Genomic DNA, 25,677 nt, shown 5'->3' with positions numbered 1-25,677 from the left:
GATGAAAAAATATATACTATTTCTTTTTGCTTTAGTACTAACAAGTTGTTCAAAAGACGACTTTAGTGAACAAAAAAACCTGGAATCAAAAATAGTCGTTGAAGGCTGGATTGAAGAAGGTGATTTTGCCAATGTTTTACTGTCGAGCAGTATTCCGGTTAAGGATGTTATTGATTCTACAAATGTTTTAAATCATGTAATTCGATCTGCAAAAATCACAATTTCTGATGGTGTGAATTCAGAAGTTTTAAGAGTGAAAAACGATAAAAACAGAATTCCTCCATTTGTGTATTTCGGGTCAACATTAAAAGGAGAAGCCGGAAAAGAATATTCTATTAAAATTGAATACCTAAATCGTGTTGTTGAAGCTGTAACATCAATTCCAAAATCGGTGCCGCTTAAAAGTGCAGAATATATAAAGAAGAATGCAATAGATACAACCGGTTATATTTTTGTAAAATTTGATGATCCGCCGGCCGAAAAAAACTATTACCAAATCGCTACAAAAATTGACGGCGAAGAACCCATTTTTGTGCCTTCGTTTTATGGCAATTTAGACGATAAAAACTTCGAAAATTCTTCGGTTTCTGTGCAGATAAACAGAGGTGTTTTGTTGTTCCCTAAAACAAAATTCACGCCTTATTTTGCCGATGGAGACGTTATTTATGTAAAACTAAGAACTCAAACCAAAGAAGCATTAGATTTTTGGAACAGCTGGCAAAACGAAATCGTAAACAGCAAAAATCCTATTTACCCGTCAAACACAAGTTTAAAATCGAATATAAAAGGAGGTATTGGTATTTGGGCAGGATATGGGCAAAGTACTATAATTGTGAAAACGCCTCCAAAAAAATAAAGCCGATTTGAAATATTCAAACCGGCTTTAAATTGTATTTTTTAAAAACTATTTTTCTTCTTTATTAAAAGCACTAATAAAGTCTTCAAATTTAGTTTGGAATGTATCAAATCCTTCAGAGAAGTAAGTACTCATAGATACTTCAGTATTATCATTGAATTTTAAATAATAATCTTCACCATAGTATTGTACTTTAAACTCTTCGTTATAAGACCAGTAACCATCAGGATTCCATTGGTCAACTGTCCATACAGGTATGTTAGCATAATAGCTGTAATCCTCTGCAGAATGTTGTATAATATCTGCTATTTTAGTTCCGTCTTTTTTAGAAACTAAAACCAATTTTATATTTTTATTAAAATTGACAGCACTTCCTTCGGAGTATTTTTTCTCATATACATTTTTTGCTGTATAATAAGCTTTAAAATCAGTTTTAGGGTTTTGATAATCAGGATAATCAGGGTGTACTACGCTTTTTTCTAATGCTGCTTGATCTGCCGCTTCACTAACTAAATCCATATCGGCAACAATAATGAAATTATCCATTAATTGGAATAAACCATTTGCTTTACCTCTGTATTGAGTAAGTTCTTCATTAGCAAGTAATTTGTCAATTTCAGCGTTACTTCCGGCATTAAAGTTAATTAGAGTTTTTCCGTTGTAAGTAAGAGATGCTTTTGAGGTATTTTGCGCTGCCTTAACACCACTCATTTCCCAAGTGTAACCATCGTTCAAAGTCATTTTGTATGCAAAATCAGTAGGGATTTCTTTTCCGTTTGCATATTTTGCAGTTTGTGTAAATACAGCCGCTTGAGCATTATCAATTGTTAAAACTGCATCTGCAGAAAGTGGAAGAAAGAAATAGTCTGTTATTTCTTCATCGTCATAATAATTAGTGGCGAATTTTACTTTTATGTCAGATGAAACACTTTTAGAAGTAAAAACAGCATTGTTTACAGTTTGAGATTTTTTAGCAGGGAAAACAAATTTTAGCTCTGTAGTTGAAGCTGTTTTTACCCATTTTTCGTTGGTATTATTCCATGTATAAACACCATAGACACCAGAAACAGTTAAAATATCTTCAATGCCATTATCATCTTTTCCATCAAAAAGCTCAATTTGATCAACACCTAACAATCTTGATAAATTTTCTAATGCTTCAATAGCTCCAGAACTTTTCGTTTTGTCCAGCTCAGTAAGCATTTGATTAGCTTCAGCCTCTAATTTTAATTTTTGCTCACCAGGAGTTAATTTAGAATAAGGCTGTTTAACAATTGCAGCAATTTGTTCTTCTAATGATAATTCTGTTTCAGGTTTAGTAGTTTCATCATTGCTTTCGTCGCTTGAACATGAAACCATAAGCTGCGAAGCAACTAATGATAATAAAAGGAATTTTTTAATCATAAAGGTGGTATTAATTAATTTGGATTTAAATCAAGTTTTTGGTTTTGATTTCGGGGCGCAAGATAGCTTATTTGATTCTATTAACTTTACGGGATCACGTAAAAATGTAAACTTTTTTCTATTAATATTAATTGTAAAAAATATCTCGAAGAACACATTCTGTTACAGATTAATAGATAAGTTTTTTACATTTGTAGCAGAATTTTAAAAGAAAAATTTAATGCTTTACTCAAAAATAGAAGGCGAAGGAAAATCATTTATCATCATGCATGGATTTCTTGGAATGTCTGATAATTGGAAAACGCTGGCAGGACAATATGTTGAGGCCGGATTTCAGGTTCATATTTTAGATTTAAGAAACCACGGACGCAGCTTTCATTCTGACGAATGGAGTTACGAAGCGATGGTTCAGGACGTATATGAATATTGTCAGGCAAATAATCTGACAAGAATTGATATTCTTGGACATTCGATGGGTGGAAAAGTGGCGATGCTTTTTGCGACAACACATTCTGATCTTGTAGATAAATTAATTGTGGCAGATATTGGACCGAAATTTTACAAACAGCATCATCAGGATATTTTGGCAGGTTTAAATGCAGTTGATTTTTCTGTAAAGCCAAGCCGAAATGATGTTGAAGCAATCGTCGCAAAATATGTTTCTGATTTTGGAACGCGCCAGTTTTTATTGAAAAATTTATATTGGAAAGAACCCGGACAACTTGCTTTCCGTTTTAATTTGGAGGTTTTCAATAATAATCTCGATGCTATCGGGAAACCATTGGCGGAAAATTTAGTTTTTAATAATCCAACCTTGTTTATTAGAGGAGGAGAATCTGGATATATTTTAGATACAGATTTGGATGAAATAAGAAAACAGTTTCCGAATTTTAAACTAGAAACTATTCCGGGCGCAGGACACTGGCTTCATGCCGAAAATCCTAAAATGTTTTTTGAACTGACAACCGAGTTTTTGAAAGAGTAATTTTAAAATGCTTTAGCCATTAATAATATTAGGTAAATTGATAGTGCGCTATTAATTAAAGAAATCTTAAAAATAAGAATTTACTTACATATAAACATTAAAATTCATAAATTTGCATTTTGAATTTTAATGTTTATAATTTAATGGATTTCAATTTTTATAATTTATTTGACGAAAGTGGTTTAGGGTTGATTTATTTGTATTCCTCTCCATTTTTTGCACTTTTGATTTTTGTCGAAATGCTCTTTAGTCATTTTGGTAAAAAAAACCTGTATACTAAAAATGACGTTTTTGTAAATGTCACATTTGCGATGCTTAATTTTGCATTAGATTTTATAATGAAATCGTTTGCTTTTGGGGTTATGTTTTTCTTTTTTCAACACCGTATTTTTTCTTGGAATATACACATTTGGTATTATTGGGTTGCTGTTTTTTTACTACAGGATTTCGCATATTATTTATTGCATGTTGTAGATCATAAATCAAGGTTTTTTTGGTCCGTACATATTACGCATCATAGCTCAGAATACTATAATATTTCTACCGGATTCAGGTCGCCTGTTTTCCAGCCACTTTATCGTTATTTGTATTTTTCTCCTTTGGCTTTTCTAGGTTTTAACCCTTGGCATATTATGGTGGCTTATGCATTGTTTCAGGTTTATGGAACTTTGGTACATACTCAAAGTGTAAAAAGTATGGGTATTTTAGAATGGATTTTAGTGACACCATCGCATCACAGAGTGCATCATGCCAGAAATATTAAATATTTAGACAAAAACATGGGAATGGCATTAATAATTTGGGATAGAATATTTGGGACTTTTCAGAAAGAAGAACCAGAAATACCCGTGAAATTTGGAATTTATCCAAAACCAAAAGATGATAGTGCTTTTGAACTTTTATTTTACGAATGGAAAAAAATGTGGAAAGATATTAAGCAGCCTAACATCGGTTGGCAAAACCGATTGAAGTATATGTTTTATGCTCCCGGCTGGAAACCAAACGGACAAGGAAAAACAGTAAAAGATTATCAAAGAGAATATGAATTGAAGCAAAATAAAATATTAAACTAACCTGAAAATTTAATTTAAGAAACCATTTCTGAATAAATATAGGGTTAGAAAAAAATCATTACTTTTATTAAAATTTTAAAAGAAAAAGTTATGAAATTAATACTAAGACTTCTTGTCACGGCAGCTTTAGTCTTGTTGATCGCGAATTTTTTACCAGGGGTTCATGTTGCCAGTTTTGCCACGGCTGTTATAGTTGCAGTGGTTTTAGGATTGTTAAATGTTTTTATAAAACCAATTTTGGTAATATTAACTTTTCCGGTTACAGTTATTACGCTGGGGCTATTTTTACTGGTCATCAATGCTATAATAATTATACTTTGCACTTATATTGTGGGAGGTTTTGCAGTCGAATCATTCTGGACAGCATTATTTTTCAGTATTATTTTGTCTATTCTTCAGTCAATTACTTACAAAATATTAGGAGACGATAAATAAATCAAAATTAAAAGCACATAAACTGCTTCAAATACAATAAATTAAAAACTTGGTTGGGTTGCAAAAATTTTATAATTTTGCAACCCAATTTTATTATGTAAATTAAAGAAGAAGATGGATATTAAAAGAGTAGCAATAGACGCTGTAAACGAGACAATTGTATTGAACGTTGTTCATATGGATTATAAAGGTCAAGTGGCAAAAAGAATCAACGAAAAATTGCCTTTAGCGCAAGTAAAAGGATTTAGAAAAGGACAAGTTCCTAAAGATCTTGTTGAAAAACAATACGGAAAGGGTATTAAACAAGAAGAAATTAAAAAAGTAGTTGATTTGGCTTTAGAGCGTTTTATTCAATCTGAAAGATTAAATCTTTTAGGAACTCCTCTTGCTAAAGAAAACGAAAACATTGACTGGGATGCAGAAGAATTAACTTTTGAATACGAAATTGGTTTAGTGCCAAACTTTGAAATTGATTTAGAAGCTAAAAACAATATCGTAAAATATATCGTTACTGCTGATGATAAATTAATCGACGGACAAGTAGAGCGTATCCAAAAACAATTTGGAAAAGCAATTCCTCAGGATAAAGTTGAAGCTGATTCAGATTTAACAGGAACTTTTACAAACGAAGAAAAAGGTATCAGCAATACAACTACAATTTCTGTATCTACATTCAACAAAAAAGCCGGAGATAAATTCATCGGTAAAAAAGTTGGAGATGTTGTTAAAGTAAGCACAAAAGGTTTATTTGAAGACGATCACCAATTAATGGATTACTTAAAAGTATCTCATGATGATGTTCACGGTTTAGATATCGAAGTAAACTTTACAATCGAAGCTATCAACGGTGCTGAATTGGCAGAATTAAACCAGGAATTATTTGATAAACTTTTTGGTGAAGGAAAAGTAGCTTCTTTAGAAGACTTAAAAGCTAAAATTAAAGAAGATGCTGAAGCTCAATTTGCACAGCAAGCAGACCAAAAATTATTATTAGACGTTCAGGATTTCCTAATCGAAAATACAAAATTTGATTTACCAGCTGAATTCCTTAAAAAATGGTTACAAACTGTTGGAGAGAAAAAACTTTCTGCAGAAGAAGCTGAAGTTGAATACGCAAGATCTGAAAAAGGTTTACGTTTTCAATTAATTGAAGGAAAAGCAATGGCTCAAAGTAATATCCAAATTACATTTGAAGATTTAAAAGAGTTTACTTCAGGCGCTATCAGACAACAAATGGCTCAATTTGGACAAACAAATCCAACTGACGAAGAAGTTCAGGGAATCGTGGCTAGAGTTTTATCTAACCAGGAAGAAGTGAAAAGACTTTCTGAGCAGGTTGTAGCAGCTAAATTGTTAGATTTATTCAAAGAGAAAGCAAATCCAACAACTAAAGAAGTTACTTACGAAGAATTTATTGCAGCTTCTTACGGAGAATAATTTCTGAAAAATAATTATATTTGAGCGTCGGCAGTTTTTCTGCCGACGCTCTTTTTTTTGTTTCAAGTTTAAAGTTTCAGGTTTATTGAAGTTCGAGAACTTTAAACTTGAAACAAAATTAAACCTGAAACAAAAACTAAGACAAATTGACATTCTTTAGAAATAGGTACAACCTTTGATGGAGAATATATATTAAATAAAGTAAACTTAGAACAGATACATATGAACTACGGTAAAGAATTCAAAAAATTTGCTACAAAGCACCAAGGAGTAAACGCTATGTACTATGACAAAATCATAGCTGCGATGAACCCAACGAATATGACTCCATATATCATCGAAGAACGTCAGTTGAATATTTCTCAATTAGACGTTTTTTCAAGATTAATGATGGACAGAATTATCTTTTTAGGAACTGGTATCGACGACCAAATCGCTAATATCGTTCAGGCTCAGTTATTATTTTTAGAAAGCGCTGATGCATCAAAAGATATCCAGATTTATTTAAATTCTCCTGGAGGAAGCGTTTACGCAGGATTAGGAATTTATGACACAATGCAATTTATTAAACCAGACGTAGCTACAATTTGTACAGGTATGGCAGCTTCTATGGGAGCAGTTTTATTATGTGCAGGAGCAGCAGGAAAACGTTCGGCTCTGCCACATTCACGTGTAATGATTCACCAGCCATCTGGAGGAGCACAAGGTGTTGCAACAGATATGGAAATCAACTTACGTGAAATGTTGAAATTAAAAGATGAATTATATCACATCATTTCGCAGCATTCAGGACAAACCTTTGACAGAGTTCACAAAGACAGTGAGCGCGATTACTGGATGATCGCTGAAGAAGCAAAAGAATACGGAATGATTGATGAAGTATTAAGAAGAAGCTAATTTTTTTTAAGCTTCTAAGTTGCTAAGACGCTGAGAATCTAAGTGTTCTTTGTAATTTAAAATCAAAATAAAAATCAAATATTAAGCTGTAAAGGCGTTAAGTTTTAAAGTTTTAGATAAAAAAAGCTTAGAAACTTAGTATCTTTGCAGCTTAGTAACTTAAATAAAGAATGGCAAAAGTAGTATTAGAATGTTCGTTTTGTGGAAGAAAAAAGCCAGAAACTAATTTATTAATTGCTGGTATTAATGCACATATTTGCGATAAGTGTATTGAACAGGCACACGGAATTGTTCTAGAAGAATTAAAATCAAGCGGAAGCGCGAAACTTGTTGGCGACTTAATTTTAAAGAAACCAAAAGAAATCAGAGCTTTCCTGGATCAATATGTTATTGGTCAGGACCAGACAAAAAAAGTAATGTCAGTTGCGGTTTACAATCACTACAAACGTTTAATGCAGCAGCAATTAGACGATGAAGTAGAAATTGAAAAAAGTAACATCATTATGGTTGGTCAAACCGGAACAGGAAAAACATTGGTTGCTAAAACAATCGCAAAAATGTTAGATGTTCCTTTGGCTATTGTTGATGCAACAGTATTAACAGAAGCTGGTTATGTAGGAGAAGATGTTGAAAGTATTTTAACCCGTCTTTTACAAGCTGCCGATTATGATGTAACCAAAGCAGAAAGAGGAATCGTATTTATTGATGAAATTGATAAAATAGCCCGTAAGAGCGATAATCCGTCAATAACACGTGACGTTTCTGGTGAAGGTGTCCAACAGGCTTTATTGAAATTATTAGAAGGAACAGTTGTAAACGTACCGCCAAAAGGAGGACGTAAACACCCGGACCAAAAATTTGTTGAAGTAAATACACAAAATATCCTGTTTATTGCAGGAGGAGCTTTTGATGGAGTAGAACGTATTATTTCTAAACGTTTAAACCGTCAGGCAGTTGGATATTCTACTTCTAAAAATGTAGACAATATCGATAAAAATAACCTGCTTCAATATATTATTCCAAAAGACATTAAAGATTTTGGTTTAATTCCGGAGATAATTGGTCGTTTACCGGTATTGACACACATGGATCCTTTAGATAAAGAAACACTTCGTGCTATTTTGACACAACCTAAAAATGCATTGGTAAAACAATATCAGAAATTATTTTTAATGGATGAAGTTGAGTTTACGATTACCGATGAAGCTTTAGACTTTATTGTAGACAAAGCATTAGAGTACAAATTAGGAGCACGTGGATTACGTTCGCTTTGCGAAGCAATCTTGACAGATGCAATGTACGAACTGCCAAGTTCTGACGATAAAGTTTTAGTAATCGATAAAGATTATGCAGAACATACTTTAAGTAAAAACTTATTGAAGCGAATGGAAATTGCTTCGTAAATTTCATACCACTTTGTCAAAGTTTAAACTTTGACAAAGTTTCACTTTTAAACCTGTTCATTTATTTGAGCAGGTTTTTTTTATACTTTTAAAGTAAGATTTCCGTTTTGGATTTTGTGTAAATTGTAAGCATGAAAAATATGATTTTTGTAATTGGTTTAGCCTTGATTTTATCTTGTAATCAAAAAGATAAAAATGAAATGTTGGTTTCTAAAAACGAAAACAAAATAGAAGTAATTGAAAAAGAGAAACCTCGTGCTGAAATTGATTACAGTAAATTTTATAAAGAAGCAAAACAATACTGCCTTCAAAATAATTTAAATAAAGATAAATTTATTCTAATCGATCTGGGACTGCATTCTGGTTTAAAGAGATTCTTTATTTACGATTTTAAGAAAAACCTAGTTGTAAAATCATCTATGGTAAGTCACGGCTGCGGCGATAACAGATGGGGCGGAACACTAACTAAAGAAAAACCGCAGATTAGCAACGAATTTGATTCGCATTGTTCCTCGCTGGGTAAATATGTTATTTTAGACCGAGGCGTAAGTCAATGGGGAATAAAAGTCAATTATATTTTGCAGGGAAAAGACAAAACGAATTCAAATGCTAGAAACCGTGCCATAGTTTTACATTCCTGGGAAGCAGTTCCGGAAAATGAAGTTTATCCCGAAGGAACACCGGAAGGCTGGGGCTGTCCCGCAGTTTCAAACGAAAGCATGAAAGAAATTGACGAACTTTTAAAAACAAATAAAAAAGTCCTGATGTGGATCATCAAAGCTTAGTTTTCAAAAGGTCTTTTTTTCTAATGAAAATAAAAATGTTATAAATAGCCCTGATCGAAACGGCATCCTTTTGCTGTGGGGTTCACAGCAAAAGATATAGTGTAGAGCAGGACAAATTGTCTTTTGAAAAACAAAATTTCTGCTCCTAAAATAAACTACTGAACCCTAAACTTCTCCCGATATTCAATAGGTTTCATGCCCACCATTTTATAAAATACCTTTCTAAAAGCTTTTGGATCGTTGTATCCGGTTTTTTCAATAATTTCTGAAATTGAAAGCTGCGTTTGTTCCAAATATTTTTTTGAACTTTCAACTCTAATATTCTGCAGATATTCAATTGGCGGAATTCCTGTAACTTGTTTAAAACGGCGTGTCATGTTTCTGGCACTTGTTGGAATATCTTTGGTAATTTCTTCCAGTTTTTCGATACTGTGATATTGGCTTTCAATTTTTTGCTGTAACATCGCCACCAAAGTATCATTATGCAAATGATTCGGTCTAAAAGTGCTAAAATAGCTCTGTTTGTATCGGTTTAAATCAATCGAGAAAATCTTGGCAATTTGCACTGCAATTTCATTTCCGCAATATTTTTGAACCAAAAGAATCAATAAATGAAACGTTGAGGTAGATCCGCCGCTCGTATACAAACTTCCGTCAGCTGTTAAAGTTTCTTCGGGTTTTAATTTTACCATTGGGAAAGCTTTTGTAAAAGCACTGCAAGCGTCGACATGAGTTGTTGCCAGTTTTTCATTCAATAATCCCGAAGCAGCAAACAAAAATGCTCCCGTACAAAAACTAGCTAATTCAGCCCCTACCTGATGTTGTTTTTGCAACCACGGAATAAATTTTTTATTCTTCGCAATCATTTCACTCATATTATCCGTAGTAAAAGCCGGAATCAAAATGAGTTCTAAAAGGATATCAGAATTCTCGATCGTATTAACTTCATATCCAAACAAACGTTCCTGACTAATTTGTTCTGCCAATTGAAAAACCATAATTTCAAATGGTTTGTCAACTGCCGGACTTAATTTATTTGCCGTTTCAAAAACTTCTAAAATTGCGGCTATACTTAATAATTTATAGTCGTGAGGAACGATTAAACCTACTTTCTTGCTCATGATTTTGTGGTTTTTTGGAGGATTAGCTTTATAACAAAAGTAATAAAATTGTCTTAAATGCCCCTAAAGTTGACTTTTAATGTATCGCAAAGGACATTCTAAAATTCTAAATTTGTTTTAAATAAATTGTAACTTTATATATTATGGAAACGAAAATGTATTTAAATCTGGCTGTAAAAGAGCTGGATAAAGCGATAAAATTTTTTAATGAATTGGGTTTTCCTACGAATCCGAAATTTACAAATGAAAAAGGAGCTTGTATAATTATTGGTGAGAATATTAATTTAATGATTTTGGCAGAAGAGTTTTATCAGACTTTTACAGATAAGAAAATCTGCGATTCTCATACAACCAGCGAAGCCCTTATTTCTATTTCTTTAGGATCAAGAGAAGAAGTTGATGAAATGATTGAAAAAGCAGTTAAAGCTGGCGGGACTGATTATAGAAAAGCACAAGATTATGGATGGATGTACCAAAGAACTTTTCTTGACCCGGACGGACATCATTGGGAAGTTTTCTATATGGATGAAAGTCAGATTCCGGATCAGATGTAATTAATTTAAAATTTGACCAAAATGATTACAGTTCAAAATACAATTAATGCATCTATAGATAAAGTCTGGGATTTCTGGATTTCTCCAAAACATATTCAAAAATGGAATTATGCTTTTGAAGAATGGCATACGCCTTATGCAGAAAATGATTTACAGGTAAATGGTAAATTTAAATATGAAATGGCTGCTAAAGATAAAAGCGCAGGTTTTGATTTTGAAGGAGAATATACCCAAATAGAAAAATTTCGATTAATAGAATATAAACTTTTGGACAACAGAACCGGAAGTATTCATTTTGAAGAACAAGGCAAAAAGGTAAAAATCACAGAAGTATTTGAACCAAACAAAGAAGATTCTGAAAGTATGCAGGAGCAATGGTGTCAGAACGTAATTGACAATTTTAAAAAATACGTTGAAAGTGTTGAATAAGTATAATTTTTAAATATATAAATAATGATAACAGTACAGAATACAATTAACGCATCAATAAACAAAGTTTGGGATTTTTGGACATTACCGGAACATATTACAAAATGGAGTTTTGCTTCTCCAGACTGGCATACGCCTTATGCCGAAAATGATGTAAAGCAGGGCGGAAAATTCAAATCAACAATGGCCGCAAAAGATGGAAGCATGAGTTTTGATTTTGAAGGAGAATATACTTTCGTAGAACCAAACAAAACGATAAAATACGTTATGGCCGACGGAAGAAAAGTTGAAATTACCTTCAAAGAAACTTTAGATGGCGTAGAAGTAACAGAAAGTTTCGACCCGGAAACTCAAAATCCAGAAGAAATGCAGCGCGGCGGCTGGCAGGCAATTTTGGACAACTTTAAAAGTTACGCCGAGGCAAATTAGTTTTTGTTAGGTACAAAGGTTCAAAGCAACAAAGGCTCAAAGGTTTTCCCCCAATCTTAAATTAACTTAAATCACTTATATGGTTTTAAAAAAAATGTTTAACGAAAATATGAAAGAATGACGAAACAAATATGGTTAAATCTGCCAGTGAAAAGCGTGGCAAAAGCAAAAGATTTTTTCTGGAAAATAGGCTTCTCTTTTAATGAGCAGCACGATACACCAAGTTCAACCTGTATGGTTGTAGGTGAATCACATTTTGTAGTAATGCTGTTTGAAGAATCACTTTTTGAAGGTTTTTCGCAAAACAAAATAACCGATACAAAAGCAAGTTCTGAAATTTTGATTTCAATTGATGCCGAAAGTAAAGAAGAAGTTGATGAACTGGCTCAAAAAGTTCAGGATGCAGGAGGAACTATTTTTTCTTCTCCAGCCGAAAGTCAGGGATGGATGTACGGCTTTGGTTTTGCCGATATAGACGGACATCGCTGGAATGTTTTATTTATGGATTTTACTAAACTATCTTAATTATGGAAACGTTAGAATTTAAAATTAGAATTAAAGCCCCGGCTCAAAAAGTTTGGGATGTTTTATGGGAGGATGAAACTTATAGAAAATGGACAAGTGTTTTTTGCGAAGGATCTCATACCATAAGTACTTGGAACGAAGGAGATAAAATACATTTCATGACGCCAACCGGAGAAGGAATGTATAGCATAATCGAAACAAAAACGCCAAACGAATATATGGCTTTTAAGCATATAGGTGAGATAAAAGATTTTAAAGAACAGCCTCTCAATGAAGAAACCAAAAAATGGAGCGGCGCAATGGAAACCTACCGATTAATTCCAGATGGTGAATTTACAGATTTGATTGCTCGTAACGATTCGGGTGAAAAATATGTCGATTATTTCAAAGATGTTTTTCCCAGGGGTTTAGAGGTTGTGAAAGAACTTTCGGAAGAAGAGAAATAGAAGAAAGAAAAAAATTATAGAATAAAGAGAATAGAACAAAGAGAAGAGATTAAATTTTATAACTATAGCAAAGGACAACAATTTATAATTTACAACTCAAAATTAAAAAAAATATCATGGCAACAGTAAACCCTTATTTATTATTTAACGGAAATTGCGAAGAAGCATTCCTGTTTTACAAATCTGTTTTTGGCGGGGAATTTCCTTATATCGGAAAATTTAAAGAAATGCCAAAAGAAGAAGGCTGTGACGAAGTTTCAGCAGAAGATGCAGAGAGAATTATGCACGTTTCCCTGCCAATTGGAAATACAATTTTAATGGGAAGTGACAGCTCTACAAGATTTGGAGATTTACCTTTTGGTGAAAATTTTTCGGTTTCAATTAATACAGAAAGCACAGAAGAAGCTGACCGAATTTTTAACGGACTTTCGGCTGGAGGTAAAATCGAAATGCCTTTAAATAAAACATTTTGGGGCGCTTATTTCGGAATGTTCAAAGATAAATTCGGTATAAACTGGATGGTAAACTTTGACGAAAATATGCAAAACAAATAATTAAAAAGTTACGTTATTCTAATAGCGGAGCATAATTGTTAAATTACTCAGGAAAGCGCATGAATATGCGCTTTTTCTTTGCAAAAAAAACAATGATTATTCTTTTTTATCACCAAGAGATTGCCGATTTTTGTCGCTCGTTAAATAATAAAGATAAAATGGCAATAGAAGATAAAGAGATTATTTTATTAAAAGTTTCAGGACACGATAAAATAGGGGTGACAGCAGGTTTAACAGCCGTATTGGCGGCATACGATGCTAATATTTTAGATATTGGCCAAGCCGACATTCATGATACATTATCTTTAGGTATTTTATTCGAAATAGAAGCGGGTTCATCTTCTGGACCTGTTTTAAAAGACTTGTTGTTTAAAGCGTATGAATTAGAAATTAAGGTAAAGTTTATTCCAATCTCTATCGAAGACTACGAGAAATGGGTAAAATCACAATCTAAGCAGCGATACATCATCAATATTTTAGGCGAAAAACTGGCAGCGTCACAATTAGCAGCGGTTACTAAAATAATGTCAGATCAAAATTTAAATATCGATTCAATTATACGTTTAACGGGAAGAACTTCGATTGTAGAAAAAGAAGAATATCCACGTTCATGTATCCAGTTATCTGTAACGGGCGAAATTGTAAATAAAATTGTCATGACGGCAAGTTTTATGGAAATTTCAAGAACCTTAAACGTTGATATTTCTTTTCAGGAAGATAATATTTACAGAAGAAACCGTCGTTTGGTTTGCTTCGATATGGACTCTACTTTAATCCAAACCGAAGTTATTGACGAATTGGCAGAACTAAATGGAGTAGGCGCGCAGGTAAGAGCCATTACAGAATCGGCGATGAATGGTGAAATTGATTTCAACGAAAGTTTCAAACAACGCATGGCTTTGTTGGAAGGTTTGAGCGAAGACGTTTTACAAAATGTTGCTAAAAACTTGCCAATTACACAAGGAGCACACCGTTTAATGAAAGCCTTAAAATATTACGGATATAAAACCGCAATTCTTTCTGGAGGATTTACTTATTTTGGAGATTATCTTCAAAAAGAATTGGGTATCGATTATGTTCACGCGAACCAATTAGAAATTAAAGACGGTAAATTAACTGGAAAATATCTTGGCGATATCGTAGACGGACAAAAGAAAGCCGAATACCTAAAAGCAATCGCCGAAAAAGAAGGAATTCACATTAACCAGACTATTGCAGTTGGCGACGGAGCAAACGATTTACCAATGCTAAACTTAGCCGGTCTAGGAATCGCTTTCCATGCAAAACCAAAAGTAAAAGAAAGTGCTTCAACCTCAATTTCAAGTTTAGGACTTGATGGTGTTTTATATCTTTTAGGTTATCATGACAGATATATCGATATGATGTAATCAGTAAAAGTTCACGACATTTTTGTCATTTCGACGAAGGAGAAATCGCACTAGAAATTCCGCAATGTAAATCGTCAATCTTTGTCGATTATCGAGTGCGATTTCTCCTTCGTCGAAATGACATACTGAACTTATAAAAAATAAAAAACCTTAGCTTTTCAATAAAGACTAAGGTTTTTTTATGAAAAATCTTTAATAAAAATTCGTGCTAATTCGAGAAATTCGTGGCAAACCAAAAAAATTACATCTCCTTCAACTGCTCCAAATAATCTCTCTGATTCGAAAGCCTTGGAATCTTATGCTGACCACCCAGTTTATCTCTTTCTTTCAACCAGTCATAAAACAAATTTTCCCTGGCGACATTAATCACCAAAGGATTCAAGGTCATATTGTTATAGCGTTTCGCTTCGTAATCGGAATTTAAAGTCTGTAAAGTTTCATCCAGAACTTTTTGGAAAAGACCAACGTCGGCAGGTTTTTGTTTGAATTCAATCATCCATTCGTGAGCACCTTTTTCTTTGTCCTGCATAAAAATAGGAGCAACTGTATAATCGATAACTTCGGTTTGAGTGATCTGACAAGCTTTCGCAATAGCCTGATCAGTGTTTTCGACCATTAATTCTTCCCCAAAAACATTAATATGATGTTTGGTTCTTCCCGTAACTCTAATTCTGTACGGATTTAACGAAGTAAAACGAACAGTATCGCCAATTAAATAACGCCATAAACCAGAATTTGTCGTAATAACAATTGCATAGTTTTTATTCAATTCAACGTCGGCCAAACGAATCACTTTTTGATCTGTAGCTCCAAAAGTTTCCATCGGAATAAATTCATAGAAAATTCCGTAATCCAGCATCAGCAATAAATCACTTGAATTATTTAAATCCTGAATCGCAAAAAAACCTTCAGATGCATTATAGATTTCGTAGTATTTAAAATCTTTACTTGGTAAAATTTTCTTGTATTGTTCTTTATAAGGGGAAAAACTCACGCCGCCGTGAAAATAAACTTCAAGATTTGGCCAAAGTTCTAATAAACTTTGTTTGCCCGTATTTTCCAGAACTTTATTCATTAAAACCAGCATCCACGAAGGAACTCCGGCAAAACTGGTTACATTTTCATTTTTGGTTTCATTAATAATCGCTGCGATTTTAGTTTCCCATTCGCTCATTAACGAAGTTTTACTGCTTGGTGTACTGCTGAACTCGGCCCAAATAGGCATATTTTCAATCAAAATTGCCGATAAATCGCCAAAAAAAGTATTGTTGTTTTCGTAAATCTGAGAACTTCCGCCTAAGCGTAAACTCTTACCCAAAAACAATTCAGAATCTTCATTATTATTCAAATACAAACAAAGTAAATCCTTACTTCCTTTATAATGACAATCTTCAAGAGCTTCGTTACTTACCGGGATAAATTTACTTTTAGCATTTGTAGTACCGCTCGATTTGGCAAACCATTTAATAGGCGATTCCCAAAAAACGCCTTGTTCGCCCTGACGTGTACGTTCGATCAAAGGCTGTAGTTCTTCATAACTCGCAATTGGAACTCTTTCTGTAAAAGTCTGATAAGAATTTATCGATTCAAAATCATATTTTTTTCCAATAACGGTATTTTCAGATGCCAATAATAAATTATGCAAAAGTTCTTCCTGAACTTCATTTGGGTATTTTAAAAAAAGTTCGATTTGATGTATCCTTTGTTTGAGGACCCAGGAAGCGAAAGAATTTATTATGGATAAAGGCATGAGTGTTTTTTAGGTTTTAGATTGCTGATTTTAAATTTAGGTTTTACGATTCATGTAAATCGGAACTTAAAATTTGAATATCAAGCAACAAATAGTAACTTTGTCATTGTATCAAAAATAGTGTTTTTTTGTAATAAAAACCACTACTTATAAACTAAAGATTAACTCAAAAAATAAGAGCAGTCTAAAATCTAATATCTAAAATCTACAATTAATCCTAATGACATATCAAGGCGTACTTACAAAAATGCAGACTGAATTTGGAAACCCAATTCAATATTATTTAGTTTTCGAAGATAGTTTCTTGAATGTAAACCAATTATTAGATAAAGAAATTGAAATTAGTTTTGCAGGTTTTCAATGTTTGAATTGTCATAAGAAGAAAAAGATTTTTAGACAAGGTTTTTGTTATGATTGTTTTTACTCAAGTCCTGCTGTAGGCGACTGGATTATGAGACCTGAATTGAGTACGGCACATTTAGGAATTGCAGATCGTGATTTAGAATACGAACAAAAAGCACAATTACAGCCGCATGTTGTTTACTTAGCTTTATCGAGCGAAATAAAAGTAGGGGTAACACGCAAAAGTCAGGTTCCAACACGCTGGATCGATCAGGGAGCGACACAAGCCATTGCAATTGTTGAGGTTCCCAACCGTTATTTGGCAGGAATTACCGAGGTAGCGTTAAAAGATCATTATGCAGATAAAACAAACTGGCGTAAAATGCTGCAGTGTACAGCAGAAGGATGTGACTTAATTTTTGAAAAGTCAAAAGTCGAAAACCTAATCCCGGCAGAAGTTAAGGAGTACTTTTACAGTCAGAAAAATGATTTATACGAACTAAATTATCCGGTTTTAAATTATCCGGCAAAAGTGGCAAGTTTGAATTTAGATAAAACCCCAACTTTTCAGGGAAAATTGGTAGGAATCAAAGGCCAGTATTTAATTTTTGAAAATGGAACAGTTTTTAACATCCGTGGTTCAGAAGGTTACGTTGTAAATATTAACGTCTAGTATTTTCTATTCTCTGTCGATTCTTAACGACTAATGGTCTATTGTTTGTCATTTGTTTTGTTAATTGTTGTAATTTTATTTCATTGGAAGGTCCAAAAATGGGAATAATTATAGATTTTATTACAATTTTGTAATAATTGCTTATTATTAGAATTTATTTTTGAGCAAAAAAAGAGGCTAAATTTGGAAACATTTAAAAAGTGTGTTTTAAACAATTTATGCTTCATTTTTTAGCTAAAATGTTTTTTGCTGTTTCCAAAAATAATCTCGAAATAAATACCACAATGAGTAGCTTAAAAAAAGTTAGCATTAACAAAGTCAGGCGTAACCTAATGCGCATATTAACCAAAAATATTGGTAGTGCAAACATTAGTAAAGGCGGAACTATTGATAAAAGTAAAATTAAAAAAGTACTAATCTGCAGGCCAAACGGCAGACTTGGAAATATGCTTTTAGTTACACCGCTTATTCAGGAAGTCTCTGCCGTGTTTCCGGGTGTAAAAATCGATTTGTTTGTAAAAGGGACACTGGCTCCAATTGTTTTTGAAAAGTATGATAATGTCGATAAAATAATCGATCTCCCTAAAAAACCTTTCAAAGACTTAGTCAAATATTTTAAAGTCTGGACTTTAATAAAAAAACAGAATTACGATCTTGTAATAAATGTTGATCAAAATTCTTCTTCGGGCCGCTTAGCCGTTCAATTCTCAAATGCTAAATATAAATTTTTTGGAGATCTTCCTGAAAATGTGCAATCCAATTATGATGATCACGAGCATATTGCAAAATATCCCGTTTATAATTTAAGATATTTTTTAAGCCAATTTGGTATTGAAGATAAAAAAGAACCCGTTCCGCTTCTGGATTTAAAATTGACTCAGGAAGAAATTGCAAAAGGAAAAGAAATTCTCAACAACATTGTTGATGAACAAAAAAGAACAATCGCAATTTTTACGTTTGCAACCGGAGAAAAATGTTATTGTGTTTCGTGGTGGGAAGAGTTTTATACTGCTTTAAAAAAGGAATATCCAGATTATAATATTTTCGAAGTTCTGCCTGTTGAAAATGTTTCTCAAATTGATTTTCAGGCGCCTTCGTTCTACAGTAAGGATATTCGCGAAATAGGTTCCGTATTAGCAAATGTAGATGTTTTTATTGGTGCAGACAGTGGAATTATGCATTTGTCAAGTGCTTCAAAAGCTCCAACTGCTGGTTTATTTTCAATTTCAAGTTTAAAAAAATATCAGCCATACGGAAATAACAGCGTAGGAATTGATACCAACCAATTAACAGTTCCGGATTATATAAATGCCATAAATAAGATATTGAATCAATAAATTCAAATCAGATTGCTATAAAAAGAAACTGCTCCCGAAAGTAATTTCGGGAGCAGTTTTTTATTTTGACTAAAACTTATTTTTTCTTTTTGAAAAGCCCGTTGAGTAAGTCCGTTGCTTTTTTAGTAGTTTCCTGAGTTTTTTGTTCTTTCTCCGTTTTTGCTGCCTGAGTTGTGTCTTTCGCTTTTGTATTTTTATTAATTAAATCAGTTAAAGCAGAAGCGCCTTTTTGAGTCAGTTTTTCTTTTTGCTGATTTGCTACTTGCGATGCTAAACTAGTAACGGCACTTTTCATATCTGTAGTAATTTTTGGATTTGAAAAGTTTCCTCCAATAACAGCATTGATTGGAATATTTTCCAGTTTCGCCGCATCTGCAGGAGACAATTTAGATAGAAAAGCATTTGCTTCGCTTCCTAAATATTTAGCAGGAACATCAAATTTTAAATTGTAATTCATCGTTTGGTCAAAACCGTGAGTTCCGCCAACTGTTACTTTAATATCCTGATATTTAATGTCGAAAGGTTTTACGTTTACTTTTCCGTTTTCAAAACTTAAGGCAGCTTTAATATCATTCAAATTCAGTTTATTCATATCAATGAATTTAATGTTTGAAGTCAATGAATTTAATACCGTAGAATTTTTAGCATTTATCGTTGTAGAAAGTAATTGACCAATTAAATCCCCAGAAATAGATTTTAAATCAGGAGTTAATTCCTTATCATCTAAATTTCCGTTTAATTTAATAGTCGAATTTAATTTACCATTAATAATTCCGGCAATTGGTGCGATTTTTTTCATCATGTCTAACTGCGTAAAAGTCTGTGCAATATCAACCTGATTGAAACCTAAATTCATATCAAACGTTGGCACTTTTGCTTTTGTCGAAACAGATCCTGTTAAACCAATTGTTCCGCCAAAAATGGACGTTTTAAAGTTCTCTAAAAGTGCTTTTTCATCTTTAATAATCAATTTTCCGGAAACATCTTTCAGCTTTAAATTGTCATATAAAACAGTTGTCGCTTTTGCATTTAAAGTACAGTTTAGGAAAGCTGGGATTTTCATCGCTTCCGCTGGTTTAGCAGGCGTTTTTTCCTCTGTTTTAGCAGGTTCTCCAGAAGTCATGAAATCATCAACAGCCAGTTGATTAGAGCTCATATTGAAGTTTCCTTTAAGTTCTTGTTTCTTAAACATAAAACCGTAGAAATTTTCTAAAACTCCGTTGATGGCAATATCACTTTTTCCTGTTGTAGCATTAAATTGTTTCAGGTTGATTGTGCTTGGGTTAAATTCAACCAAAGCCGTGCTGATATTCATTGATTTATTGTTTTCATCAGTATATTTAAATCCTGATAAACTCATAGTTCCGGCATTCTTGATGTTTTGATATTGGCTTTTCTCAACAGATGCCATATCAAAATTTGTAGTAACATCAGCTTTTAAAATACCTGCCAAAGGTTTATCCATTTTAATTGGATATGCTTTTGAAAGATTAGCTAAATTGATAGTTCCCTTTAAAGCCGCATTTACAAGCGGATTAACAGTAATGTTTCTAACATTTGCTTTAGCGCTAAAAACATCCTGATCGATTCTAAAAGATAGTTTGTCTAAGTTTACATAAGTGTCGTTTAGAATTCCGGTTTCATTGATAATTTTAGTATCAATTACAATATTCTGAACTGATTTTGGTAAGTTCGGATATTGAAACGAAGCATTATTTGATGCAATGGCAATGTTAAACGCAGGAACTGTTGTGTCTGTTAATTTTCCTTTTGCAAAACCAACAACGGTAAAGTCTCCGGTTGTTTTTACGCCATCAAGACTTGATGCATAAGCAGAAGGTATTAAGCCTAAGAAATTGGTAAACGACGAAGTTGGTGTTTTAAATTTCAAGTCATAAATCTGACCTTCTTTAACCATTTGAATAAATCCGTCAAACTCTAACGGCAATTGGTTAATTAAAGCTTTATTTTCTTTAAAAGTATATTTACTTTGCTCTAAATCAATTCCTAAAACAGCGTCTAAAGTCAATTTTATATTTTTCATATAATTAACTTTATCCATATCTAAAGATACGTTTGCTGTAGTTTTTGTATTTAAATCCAGTTTTGAATTGGTAAAATCTCCAGTTCCTTCGTGATTTAAACTATCAATAACCATTTTAATTTTAGAACCCTGATCAATATATCTAAAGGTAAAGTTCTCGATTTTATAGTTTTGGATTTTTAAAGAAAGCGGACTGCTTTTTTCATCCGTTTTGTCTTCTTTTTTGTCTTTTAAGGCAATATCAAAATTCCCAACACCATCTTTATTGAAGATAATGTTGATTAAACCGTTTTCAGATGTAATTCCCTGAATGTTTAAAGGTTCATCTTTTCCTTTAAAAAGCTCTTTAATGCTCATTTTAAGATTTAATTCTCCTAATGATACCAAAGTATCTCCTTCAAAAGGTGCTTTGTTGATAATCACCAATTTTTCGATTCCAACCGCAGCATTCGGGAAGTTCTTAAACAAGCTTAAATCAGCATCGGCAAAACTCACTTTTGCATCAACACTTTCGTTGATGGCTTCGGCAATTTTTGCTTTGATCTGGTCTTTAAAGAAATACGGAATGGCAAATAGAGCGGCCACAAAAACCACTAGAACAATGGCAGTTACTTTTAAAATTTTCTTTAACATATTTATAGATTTGAGGTTTATTTTTTGAAAATTGACTCTTGCAAAAATAGTTTTTTTATTGAAGTACGGCGATAAAATTTTCTTAATATTGTAAGAAAATTATGTTAGTATTAAATAAAAAAAATCCGCTTGATACTTTTCAAACGGATTTAGTTTTTTTATTGTTGTAACTATTTTTTAATAAAGAAAACAATCTTATGGACTAAGGTTTCAGAAATGGGAAGAGTTTCATTATTATAACTTTCCATATTCGCCTTTTGATCGCCGTCGATTATTTTCATGATATGATTCATTTTATCTACAATGACCAATTCTGAATTCGGTTTAGCCTTCGATAAGTTTTCGGCATCTTTAACAGAAACTTGTAAATCATTATTTCCCTGAATGATTAAAACAGGAATTGTCAGTTTTTTAATTTCTGTCTGCGGATCGTATTTAAACCACGAAATTAAATACGGTTGAATACTTGCCCTGAAAAGCGAATTTAAAAGCGGATCTACTTTGTTTACTTTATTGCCGGCTTTTAAACTGTCAATAATAGGAAAGGTCATATCCTCGATTTGCTTGTTTGATTTAGAAGCAATTTGCGTCTTTATCAGTTTATCTGCAGATTCTCCGGCTCCGGCAATCGAAACAAATTTATTGGCTTTTGCACTTGCAATCATTCCTATTAAAGACCCTTCGCTATGACCAATAACCGTTAATTGCGTAAAACGTTTGTCTTGTTTCAAATAGTTAATCCAGCTTTTTACATCTTCGGTATAATTTTCAAAAACCAGACTAGACTCTGCAACTGCCGATTTTTTGCTTTCGCCAATGCCGCGTTTGTCAAAGCGTAAAGATGCAATTCCGTTTTTTGCCAGTTCTTCTGCCAGCATTTTTAAGGAATTGTTTTTCATCATCGAATTATTTCCGTCTCGGTCTGTTGGGCCAGAACCAGCAATAATCAATGCAACCGGACATTTTTTTATTCCGTCTGGAACAGTAAGCGTACCAAAAATATGATCATTATTGATTTTTAAAATAGCGGGTGTTTCTTTAAAAGTATCTTGTTTCGGACTTTGAGCATTTACGTATGTCAAAAACAAAACGGTTAAAAACAGAATTATGTTTTTCATCTTTAAATGGAATTATTTAATGTTTATTCCGAAAGGCATCATGGCCTGAACTCCTTTTTGTCTCTGGAATCTTTTTACCTGTTCAATAAGCAAATAATTTTCTTCGCCAATTTCTTCTTTTATAAAAGCTTCCTTAGATTGTGCAAAAGGTAAATTACCCATTAAATCACCAAATGTTTTTTCGTATTCAGGATAGTTTTGTGTGCCGTAATCTTTGATTTTAGCAATTTTTGCAGCTTCTGCAATAGCATCGTTCAAACCTCCAATTTTGTCAACTAATCCAATTTTCAACGCTTCAGATCCAGACCATACTCTTCCTTGTGCAATAGAATCAACTTGTGCAAAAGTCATTTTTCTTCCTTCAGCAACATGCGTTACAAAAGTTTTGTAAATCTGTTCAACGCCTTCCAGTGTAAAAGCTTTGAATTTTTCATCAACCGGAACAAACGGACTATAATTTGCTGAGTTTTCGTGTGTTTTTACCTGTTCTGTATTAATTCCTAATTTGTTGGCAAGCGGAGTAAAGTTTGGTAGTACTCCAAAAACCCCAATAGAACCTGTAATCGTATTGCTTTCTGCAAAAATTTTATTGGCATTACAAGCGATATAATAACCTCCTGAAGCGGCATAATTCCCCATTGAAACAATTACCGGTTTTACTTTTTTGGTTACTTCAATTTCTCTCCAGATTAAATCAGAAGTCAGTGCGCTTCCGCCCGGGCTGTCAATTCTTAAAACGATCGCTTTTACATCTTCATTTTTTCTGGCTTCCTGCAGCGAACGGCGCATTGAACCTTCGCCAATAACATTTACATCGCCTTCGCCGCCGGCAATTTCGCCTTGAGCGTAAATAATTGCAATTTGATCAGTAGCAACATTGGTTAATGCCGTTGTTACATTATTTTGAGTATAATCTAAAATCGAAATTTTATTATAATCTTCGTCGTCTTTAACTTTCAACGCTTTTTTAATGGCATTGTGATACACATCTTCATAAGCTACAATATCAACTAAATGCTGTGTTTTTGCCATTTGTGGAGTTCTGGCTAATAAACCGTTTGCAATTTCATTTAATTTATCAACCGGAATATTTCGGCTTTTTGAGATATCGCTGCAAACTGTTGACCAAATCGAATTTAAAAGTGCGGTAACTTGTTCTCTGTTCGCATCGCTCATTTTGTTTTCTAAAAATGGCTCAACGGCACTTTTGTATTTTCCGTGACGAATCACTTCCATATGGATTCCTGATTTTTCCTGGAAATCTTTAAAGAACATCACTTCTGACGAAAGTCCTTTAAAATCTAAATCTCCGGCCGGATTCAAATACACAACGTTAGCAACAGAATTTAAATAATATTCTTTCTGCGAATATGTATTGGCGTAAGCCCAGACAAATTTCCCTGATTTTTTAAAATTTTCCAGTGCATTTCTCAAATCTTTATATTGCGCAAGTCCAAGAGAAGACTCGTCGTTTAAGATTGAGATTCCTTTAATATTATCGTCTGTTTCTGCCGCTTCAATTGCATTGATAACATCAGTTAAACCAACACTTTTTTTATCTGAAAAAACAGTTACCCAAGGATCTTTATATTTTCCGGCATAATCATTATTGATTTGTTTTAAATCTAATTCGATAACAGAATCATTTTTAACCGAAACCTTGTCATCTCCGCCAAAAATGGCCCCAATTAGGATTACTCCAAAAAAGAAGAGCATGATAAATACAAAAATACCAATAACTGTGGCAATTACATTTCCTAAAAACTTCATAAGTATATTTTTTTTAATAAGTAGCGATAAAGGGCTATTTGTTACAAATTTCGCACATAAATTTTAATCGGCTCGATGTGCCGTTTCACAAATATATTGGTTAATTCTAAAATAGTTTTAGTTAATTTGCATTAATTATGAAATCACAGCACCAAGTCGTTTTATCCATAGGCAGCAACCAGGGAAACAGGTTAAAAAACATTGAAACCTGTATCGCTTTGATACATCAGGAAGTGGGAACTGTAATCAAGGTTTCTAAACTTTATGAAACGCCTGCCTGGGGTTTTGAGAGCGATGCATTTTATAATTGCGCGTTACTTTTGCACACTACATCATCGGCACAAAAAATATTAAATCAGGTTTTAAAAGTCGAAAAACAACTAGGAAGAATCAGATTAAATCAGGAAGGATATCAATCCCGGATTATTGATGTTGATGTAATTGTTTTTGATGATGAAATTATAGAGACCGAAAAACTTCATATTCCGCATCCTTTGATGCAGAACCGAAATTTTGTTTTATTACCGATGCAGGATTTAAAGTTAGATTGGAAACATCCTGTTTTTCAGAAATCTATTTCAGAATTAATTGCCATTTCTCCAGACGACAGCGTTTGTACTGTTGTTCAGGATTTGAAATGCCCGTTGAGTGAAATTCAGTTAGAGAAATATAATTATATCGCTTTTGAAGGAAATATTGGTGCCGGAAAAACTACTTTAGTTCACAAATTTGCAGATGATTTTAATGCGAAAACCGTTTTAGAACGTTTTGCAGATAATCCGTTTCTGCCTAAGTTTTATAAAGATCAAAACCGATATGCTTTTCCCCTTGAAATGTCTTTCTTGGCAGATCGTTATCAGCAATTATCTGATGATTTAGCGCAGTTTGATTTATTTAAAGATTTTATCGTAGCCGATTATCATATTTTTAAATCACTGATTTTTGCTAAAATTACTTTGCAGGAAGACGAATATCGTTTGTACCGAAATCTATTCGATATCATTTACAAAGAAATGCCAAAACCGGATTTGTATATTTATTTGTATCAAAATACAGAACGTCTTCTTCAAAACATAAAAAAGCGAGGCCGAAGCTACGAGCAAAATATTGAAGCTGAATATCTGGATAAAATCAACAACGGATATTTGGAATACATAAAATCCCAAACCGATTTGAATGTTTTAATTATCGATGTTTCTGATCGTGATTTTGTAAAAAAACAAGAAGATTATCTTTTTGTTTTAAGCGAAATCCAGAAAAAGCTGAATTAATTAGCTAATTAGAAAATG

At 33.0% G+C, this 25,677-nt stretch carries 24 protein-coding genes; 18 read left to right on the top strand and 6 right to left on the bottom strand.

Annotated elements, in window-relative coordinates:
* Nucleotide 1: 1 nt before the first annotated feature.
* The gene (locus tag APR43_RS15490; protein WP_053471621.1) at nucleotides 2-856 is read left to right on the top strand and encodes a DUF4249 domain-containing protein; all 855 of its coding nucleotides are present in this window, start codon (nucleotides 2-4) and stop codon (nucleotides 854-856) included.
* Between the two features lie 48 nt (nucleotides 857-904).
* On the opposite strand, the gene APR43_RS15485 is transcribed toward APR43_RS15490, so the two are convergent.
* A complete protein-coding gene (locus APR43_RS15485) occupies nucleotides 905-2,260 on the bottom strand; it encodes a hypothetical protein (protein ID WP_053471620.1) in 1,356 nt (451 codons plus the stop codon).
* A gap of 220 nt (nucleotides 2,261-2,480) precedes the next feature.
* Between APR43_RS15485 and APR43_RS15480 the strand changes: the two genes are divergently transcribed.
* From APR43_RS15480 to APR43_RS15450, 7 genes are all read left to right on the top strand, one after another.
* Nucleotides 2,481-3,245 carry an alpha/beta fold hydrolase gene (locus APR43_RS15480; RefSeq protein ID WP_053471619.1) on the top strand — a complete coding sequence of 255 codons (765 nt, stop codon included), beginning with the start codon at nucleotides 2,481-2,483 and terminating at the stop codon, nucleotides 3,243-3,245.
* 143 nt (nucleotides 3,246-3,388) lie between these two features.
* Complete coding sequence (locus APR43_RS15475) at nucleotides 3,389-4,318, top strand: sterol desaturase family protein (protein WP_053471618.1); 930 nt, start codon at nucleotides 3,389-3,391, stop codon at nucleotides 4,316-4,318.
* 90 nt (nucleotides 4,319-4,408) lie between these two features.
* Nucleotides 4,409-4,753, top strand: a complete 345-nt coding sequence (locus APR43_RS15470; RefSeq protein ID WP_053471617.1) for a phage holin family protein — start codon at nucleotides 4,409-4,411, stop codon at nucleotides 4,751-4,753.
* 114 nt (nucleotides 4,754-4,867) lie between these two features.
* Nucleotides 4,868-6,190 (top strand): trigger factor, encoded by a 1,323-nt coding sequence (locus APR43_RS15465; protein WP_053471616.1) that lies wholly within the window; start codon nucleotides 4,868-4,870, stop codon nucleotides 6,188-6,190.
* A 222-nt stretch (nucleotides 6,191-6,412) separates the two neighbouring features.
* The gene (gene clpP / locus APR43_RS15460; RefSeq protein WP_053471615.1) at nucleotides 6,413-7,087 is read left to right on the top strand and encodes an ATP-dependent Clp endopeptidase proteolytic subunit ClpP; all 675 of its coding nucleotides are present in this window, start codon (nucleotides 6,413-6,415) and stop codon (nucleotides 7,085-7,087) included.
* A 170-nt stretch (nucleotides 7,088-7,257) separates the two neighbouring features.
* Nucleotides 7,258-8,490, top strand: coding sequence for an ATP-dependent Clp protease ATP-binding subunit ClpX (gene clpX / locus APR43_RS15455; RefSeq protein WP_053471614.1), 1,233 nt, complete (start codon nucleotides 7,258-7,260; stop codon nucleotides 8,488-8,490).
* A 131-nt stretch (nucleotides 8,491-8,621) separates the two neighbouring features.
* Nucleotides 8,622-9,275 carry a murein L,D-transpeptidase catalytic domain-containing protein gene (locus tag APR43_RS15450; protein ID WP_053471613.1) on the top strand — a complete coding sequence of 218 codons (654 nt, stop codon included), beginning with the start codon at nucleotides 8,622-8,624 and terminating at the stop codon, nucleotides 9,273-9,275.
* Between the two features lie 155 nt (nucleotides 9,276-9,430).
* On the opposite strand, the gene APR43_RS15445 is transcribed toward APR43_RS15450, so the two are convergent.
* Nucleotides 9,431-10,396: a GlxA family transcriptional regulator gene (locus tag APR43_RS15445; RefSeq protein WP_053471612.1), complete on the bottom strand. Its 966-nt coding sequence runs from the start codon at nucleotides 10,394-10,396 to the stop codon at nucleotides 9,431-9,433.
* 143 nt (nucleotides 10,397-10,539) lie between these two features.
* On the opposite strand from APR43_RS15445, the gene APR43_RS15440 reads away from it, so the two are divergent.
* From APR43_RS15440 to serB, 7 genes are all read left to right on the top strand, one after another.
* A complete protein-coding gene (locus tag APR43_RS15440; protein ID WP_053471611.1) occupies nucleotides 10,540-10,950 on the top strand; it encodes a VOC family protein in 411 nt (136 codons plus the stop codon).
* A gap of 21 nt (nucleotides 10,951-10,971) precedes the next feature.
* Nucleotides 10,972-11,379: an SRPBCC domain-containing protein gene (locus APR43_RS15435; protein ID WP_053471610.1), complete on the top strand. Its 408-nt coding sequence runs from the start codon at nucleotides 10,972-10,974 to the stop codon at nucleotides 11,377-11,379.
* A gap of 24 nt (nucleotides 11,380-11,403) precedes the next feature.
* Nucleotides 11,404-11,808 carry an SRPBCC family protein gene (locus tag APR43_RS15430; RefSeq protein WP_053471609.1) on the top strand — a complete coding sequence of 135 codons (405 nt, stop codon included), beginning with the start codon at nucleotides 11,404-11,406 and terminating at the stop codon, nucleotides 11,806-11,808.
* A gap of 117 nt (nucleotides 11,809-11,925) precedes the next feature.
* Nucleotides 11,926-12,333: a VOC family protein gene (locus APR43_RS15425; protein WP_053471608.1), complete on the top strand. Its 408-nt coding sequence runs from the start codon at nucleotides 11,926-11,928 to the stop codon at nucleotides 12,331-12,333.
* Between the two features lie 2 nt (nucleotides 12,334-12,335).
* Complete coding sequence (locus APR43_RS15420; RefSeq protein ID WP_053471607.1) at nucleotides 12,336-12,779, top strand: ATPase; 444 nt, start codon at nucleotides 12,336-12,338, stop codon at nucleotides 12,777-12,779.
* A 116-nt stretch (nucleotides 12,780-12,895) separates the two neighbouring features.
* Nucleotides 12,896-13,333, top strand: a complete 438-nt coding sequence (locus APR43_RS15415) for a VOC family protein (protein WP_053471606.1) — start codon at nucleotides 12,896-12,898, stop codon at nucleotides 13,331-13,333.
* A 158-nt stretch (nucleotides 13,334-13,491) separates the two neighbouring features.
* Nucleotides 13,492-14,721 (top strand): phosphoserine phosphatase SerB, encoded by a 1,230-nt coding sequence (gene serB / locus APR43_RS15410; protein ID WP_053471675.1) that lies wholly within the window; start codon nucleotides 13,492-13,494, stop codon nucleotides 14,719-14,721.
* A gap of 241 nt (nucleotides 14,722-14,962) precedes the next feature.
* Here the strand turns inward: serB and APR43_RS15405 are convergent, their stop codons facing one another.
* Nucleotides 14,963-16,471 (bottom strand): GH3 auxin-responsive promoter family protein, encoded by a 1,509-nt coding sequence (locus APR43_RS15405; RefSeq protein WP_053471605.1) that lies wholly within the window; start codon nucleotides 16,469-16,471, stop codon nucleotides 14,963-14,965.
* Nucleotides 16,472-16,691: 220 nt separating this feature from the next.
* Here APR43_RS15405 and APR43_RS15400 point away from each other — a divergent pair, with 220 nt between their 5' ends.
* Both APR43_RS15400 and APR43_RS15395 read left to right on the top strand, forming a co-directional pair.
* A complete protein-coding gene (locus tag APR43_RS15400; RefSeq protein ID WP_053471604.1) occupies nucleotides 16,692-17,486 on the top strand; it encodes a DUF2797 domain-containing protein in 795 nt (264 codons plus the stop codon).
* A gap of 332 nt (nucleotides 17,487-17,818) precedes the next feature.
* Nucleotides 17,819-18,823, top strand: a complete 1,005-nt coding sequence (locus tag APR43_RS15395; protein ID WP_240514958.1) for a glycosyltransferase family 9 protein — start codon at nucleotides 17,819-17,821, stop codon at nucleotides 18,821-18,823.
* A gap of 76 nt (nucleotides 18,824-18,899) precedes the next feature.
* Here APR43_RS15395 and APR43_RS15390 read toward each other — a convergent pair whose 3' ends face one another.
* From APR43_RS15390 to sppA, 3 genes are all read right to left on the bottom strand, one after another.
* The gene (locus APR43_RS15390) at nucleotides 18,900-21,500 is read right to left on the bottom strand and encodes an AsmA-like C-terminal region-containing protein (protein WP_053471603.1); all 2,601 of its coding nucleotides are present in this window, start codon (nucleotides 21,498-21,500) and stop codon (nucleotides 18,900-18,902) included.
* A gap of 170 nt (nucleotides 21,501-21,670) precedes the next feature.
* Nucleotides 21,671-22,618, bottom strand: a complete 948-nt coding sequence (locus APR43_RS15385) for an alpha/beta hydrolase (RefSeq protein WP_053471602.1) — start codon at nucleotides 22,616-22,618, stop codon at nucleotides 21,671-21,673.
* A 12-nt stretch (nucleotides 22,619-22,630) separates the two neighbouring features.
* Entirely contained in the window at nucleotides 22,631-24,388 is a 1,758-nt protein-coding gene (sppA, locus tag APR43_RS15380) for a signal peptide peptidase SppA (RefSeq protein ID WP_053471601.1), read from the bottom strand.
* Between the two features lie 137 nt (nucleotides 24,389-24,525).
* Between sppA and folK the strand changes: the two genes are divergently transcribed.
* A complete protein-coding gene (gene folK, locus APR43_RS15375) occupies nucleotides 24,526-25,659 on the top strand; it encodes a 2-amino-4-hydroxy-6-hydroxymethyldihydropteridine diphosphokinase (protein WP_053471600.1) in 1,134 nt (377 codons plus the stop codon).
* The last annotated feature ends 18 nt before the right edge of the window (nucleotides 25,660-25,677 follow it).

Source organism: Flavobacterium sp. NLM, from assembly GCF_002210235.1.
In the GTDB taxonomy this organism is placed as follows: Bacteria; Bacteroidota; Bacteroidia; order Flavobacteriales; family Flavobacteriaceae; genus Flavobacterium; species Flavobacterium panici.
This window is presented reverse-complemented; position numbering and strand designations above follow the sequence as displayed.

Excerpts from the sequence above, each read along its gene's own strand:
- APR43_RS15490 (WP_053471621.1), top strand. The coding sequence starts at position 2 with ATGAAAAAATATATACTATTTCTTTTTGCTTTAGTACTAACAAGTTGT.
- APR43_RS15485 (WP_053471620.1), bottom strand. The coding sequence starts at position 2,260 with ATGATTAAAAAATTCCTTTTATTATCATTAGTTGCTTCGCAGCTTATG.
- APR43_RS15480 (WP_053471619.1), top strand. The coding sequence starts at position 2,481 with ATGCTTTACTCAAAAATAGAAGGCGAAGGAAAATCATTTATCATCATG.
- APR43_RS15475 (WP_053471618.1), top strand. The coding sequence starts at position 3,389 with ATGGATTTCAATTTTTATAATTTATTTGACGAAAGTGGTTTAGGGTTG.
- APR43_RS15470 (WP_053471617.1), top strand. The coding sequence starts at position 4,409 with ATGAAATTAATACTAAGACTTCTTGTCACGGCAGCTTTAGTCTTGTTG.
- APR43_RS15465 (WP_053471616.1), top strand. The coding sequence starts at position 4,868 with ATGGATATTAAAAGAGTAGCAATAGACGCTGTAAACGAGACAATTGTA.
- clpP (WP_053471615.1), top strand. The coding sequence starts at position 6,413 with ATGAACTACGGTAAAGAATTCAAAAAATTTGCTACAAAGCACCAAGGA.
- clpX (WP_053471614.1), top strand. The coding sequence starts at position 7,258 with ATGGCAAAAGTAGTATTAGAATGTTCGTTTTGTGGAAGAAAAAAGCCA.
- APR43_RS15450 (WP_053471613.1), top strand. The coding sequence starts at position 8,622 with ATGAAAAATATGATTTTTGTAATTGGTTTAGCCTTGATTTTATCTTGT.
- APR43_RS15445 (WP_053471612.1), bottom strand. The coding sequence starts at position 10,396 with ATGAGCAAGAAAGTAGGTTTAATCGTTCCTCACGACTATAAATTATTA.
- APR43_RS15440 (WP_053471611.1), top strand. The coding sequence starts at position 10,540 with ATGGAAACGAAAATGTATTTAAATCTGGCTGTAAAAGAGCTGGATAAA.
- APR43_RS15435 (WP_053471610.1), top strand. The coding sequence starts at position 10,972 with ATGATTACAGTTCAAAATACAATTAATGCATCTATAGATAAAGTCTGG.
- APR43_RS15430 (WP_053471609.1), top strand. The coding sequence starts at position 11,404 with ATGATAACAGTACAGAATACAATTAACGCATCAATAAACAAAGTTTGG.
- APR43_RS15425 (WP_053471608.1), top strand. The coding sequence starts at position 11,926 with ATGACGAAACAAATATGGTTAAATCTGCCAGTGAAAAGCGTGGCAAAA.
- APR43_RS15420 (WP_053471607.1), top strand. The coding sequence starts at position 12,336 with ATGGAAACGTTAGAATTTAAAATTAGAATTAAAGCCCCGGCTCAAAAA.
- APR43_RS15415 (WP_053471606.1), top strand. The coding sequence starts at position 12,896 with ATGGCAACAGTAAACCCTTATTTATTATTTAACGGAAATTGCGAAGAA.
- serB (WP_053471675.1), top strand. The coding sequence starts at position 13,492 with ATGGCAATAGAAGATAAAGAGATTATTTTATTAAAAGTTTCAGGACAC.
- APR43_RS15405 (WP_053471605.1), bottom strand. The coding sequence starts at position 16,471 with ATGCCTTTATCCATAATAAATTCTTTCGCTTCCTGGGTCCTCAAACAA.
- APR43_RS15400 (WP_053471604.1), top strand. The coding sequence starts at position 16,692 with ATGACATATCAAGGCGTACTTACAAAAATGCAGACTGAATTTGGAAAC.
- APR43_RS15395 (WP_240514958.1), top strand. The coding sequence starts at position 17,819 with ATGCGCATATTAACCAAAAATATTGGTAGTGCAAACATTAGTAAAGGC.
- APR43_RS15390 (WP_053471603.1), bottom strand. The coding sequence starts at position 21,500 with ATGTTAAAGAAAATTTTAAAAGTAACTGCCATTGTTCTAGTGGTTTTT.
- APR43_RS15385 (WP_053471602.1), bottom strand. The coding sequence starts at position 22,618 with ATGAAAAACATAATTCTGTTTTTAACCGTTTTGTTTTTGACATACGTA.
- sppA (WP_053471601.1), bottom strand. The coding sequence starts at position 24,388 with ATGAAGTTTTTAGGAAATGTAATTGCCACAGTTATTGGTATTTTTGTA.
- folK (WP_053471600.1), top strand. The coding sequence starts at position 24,526 with ATGAAATCACAGCACCAAGTCGTTTTATCCATAGGCAGCAACCAGGGA.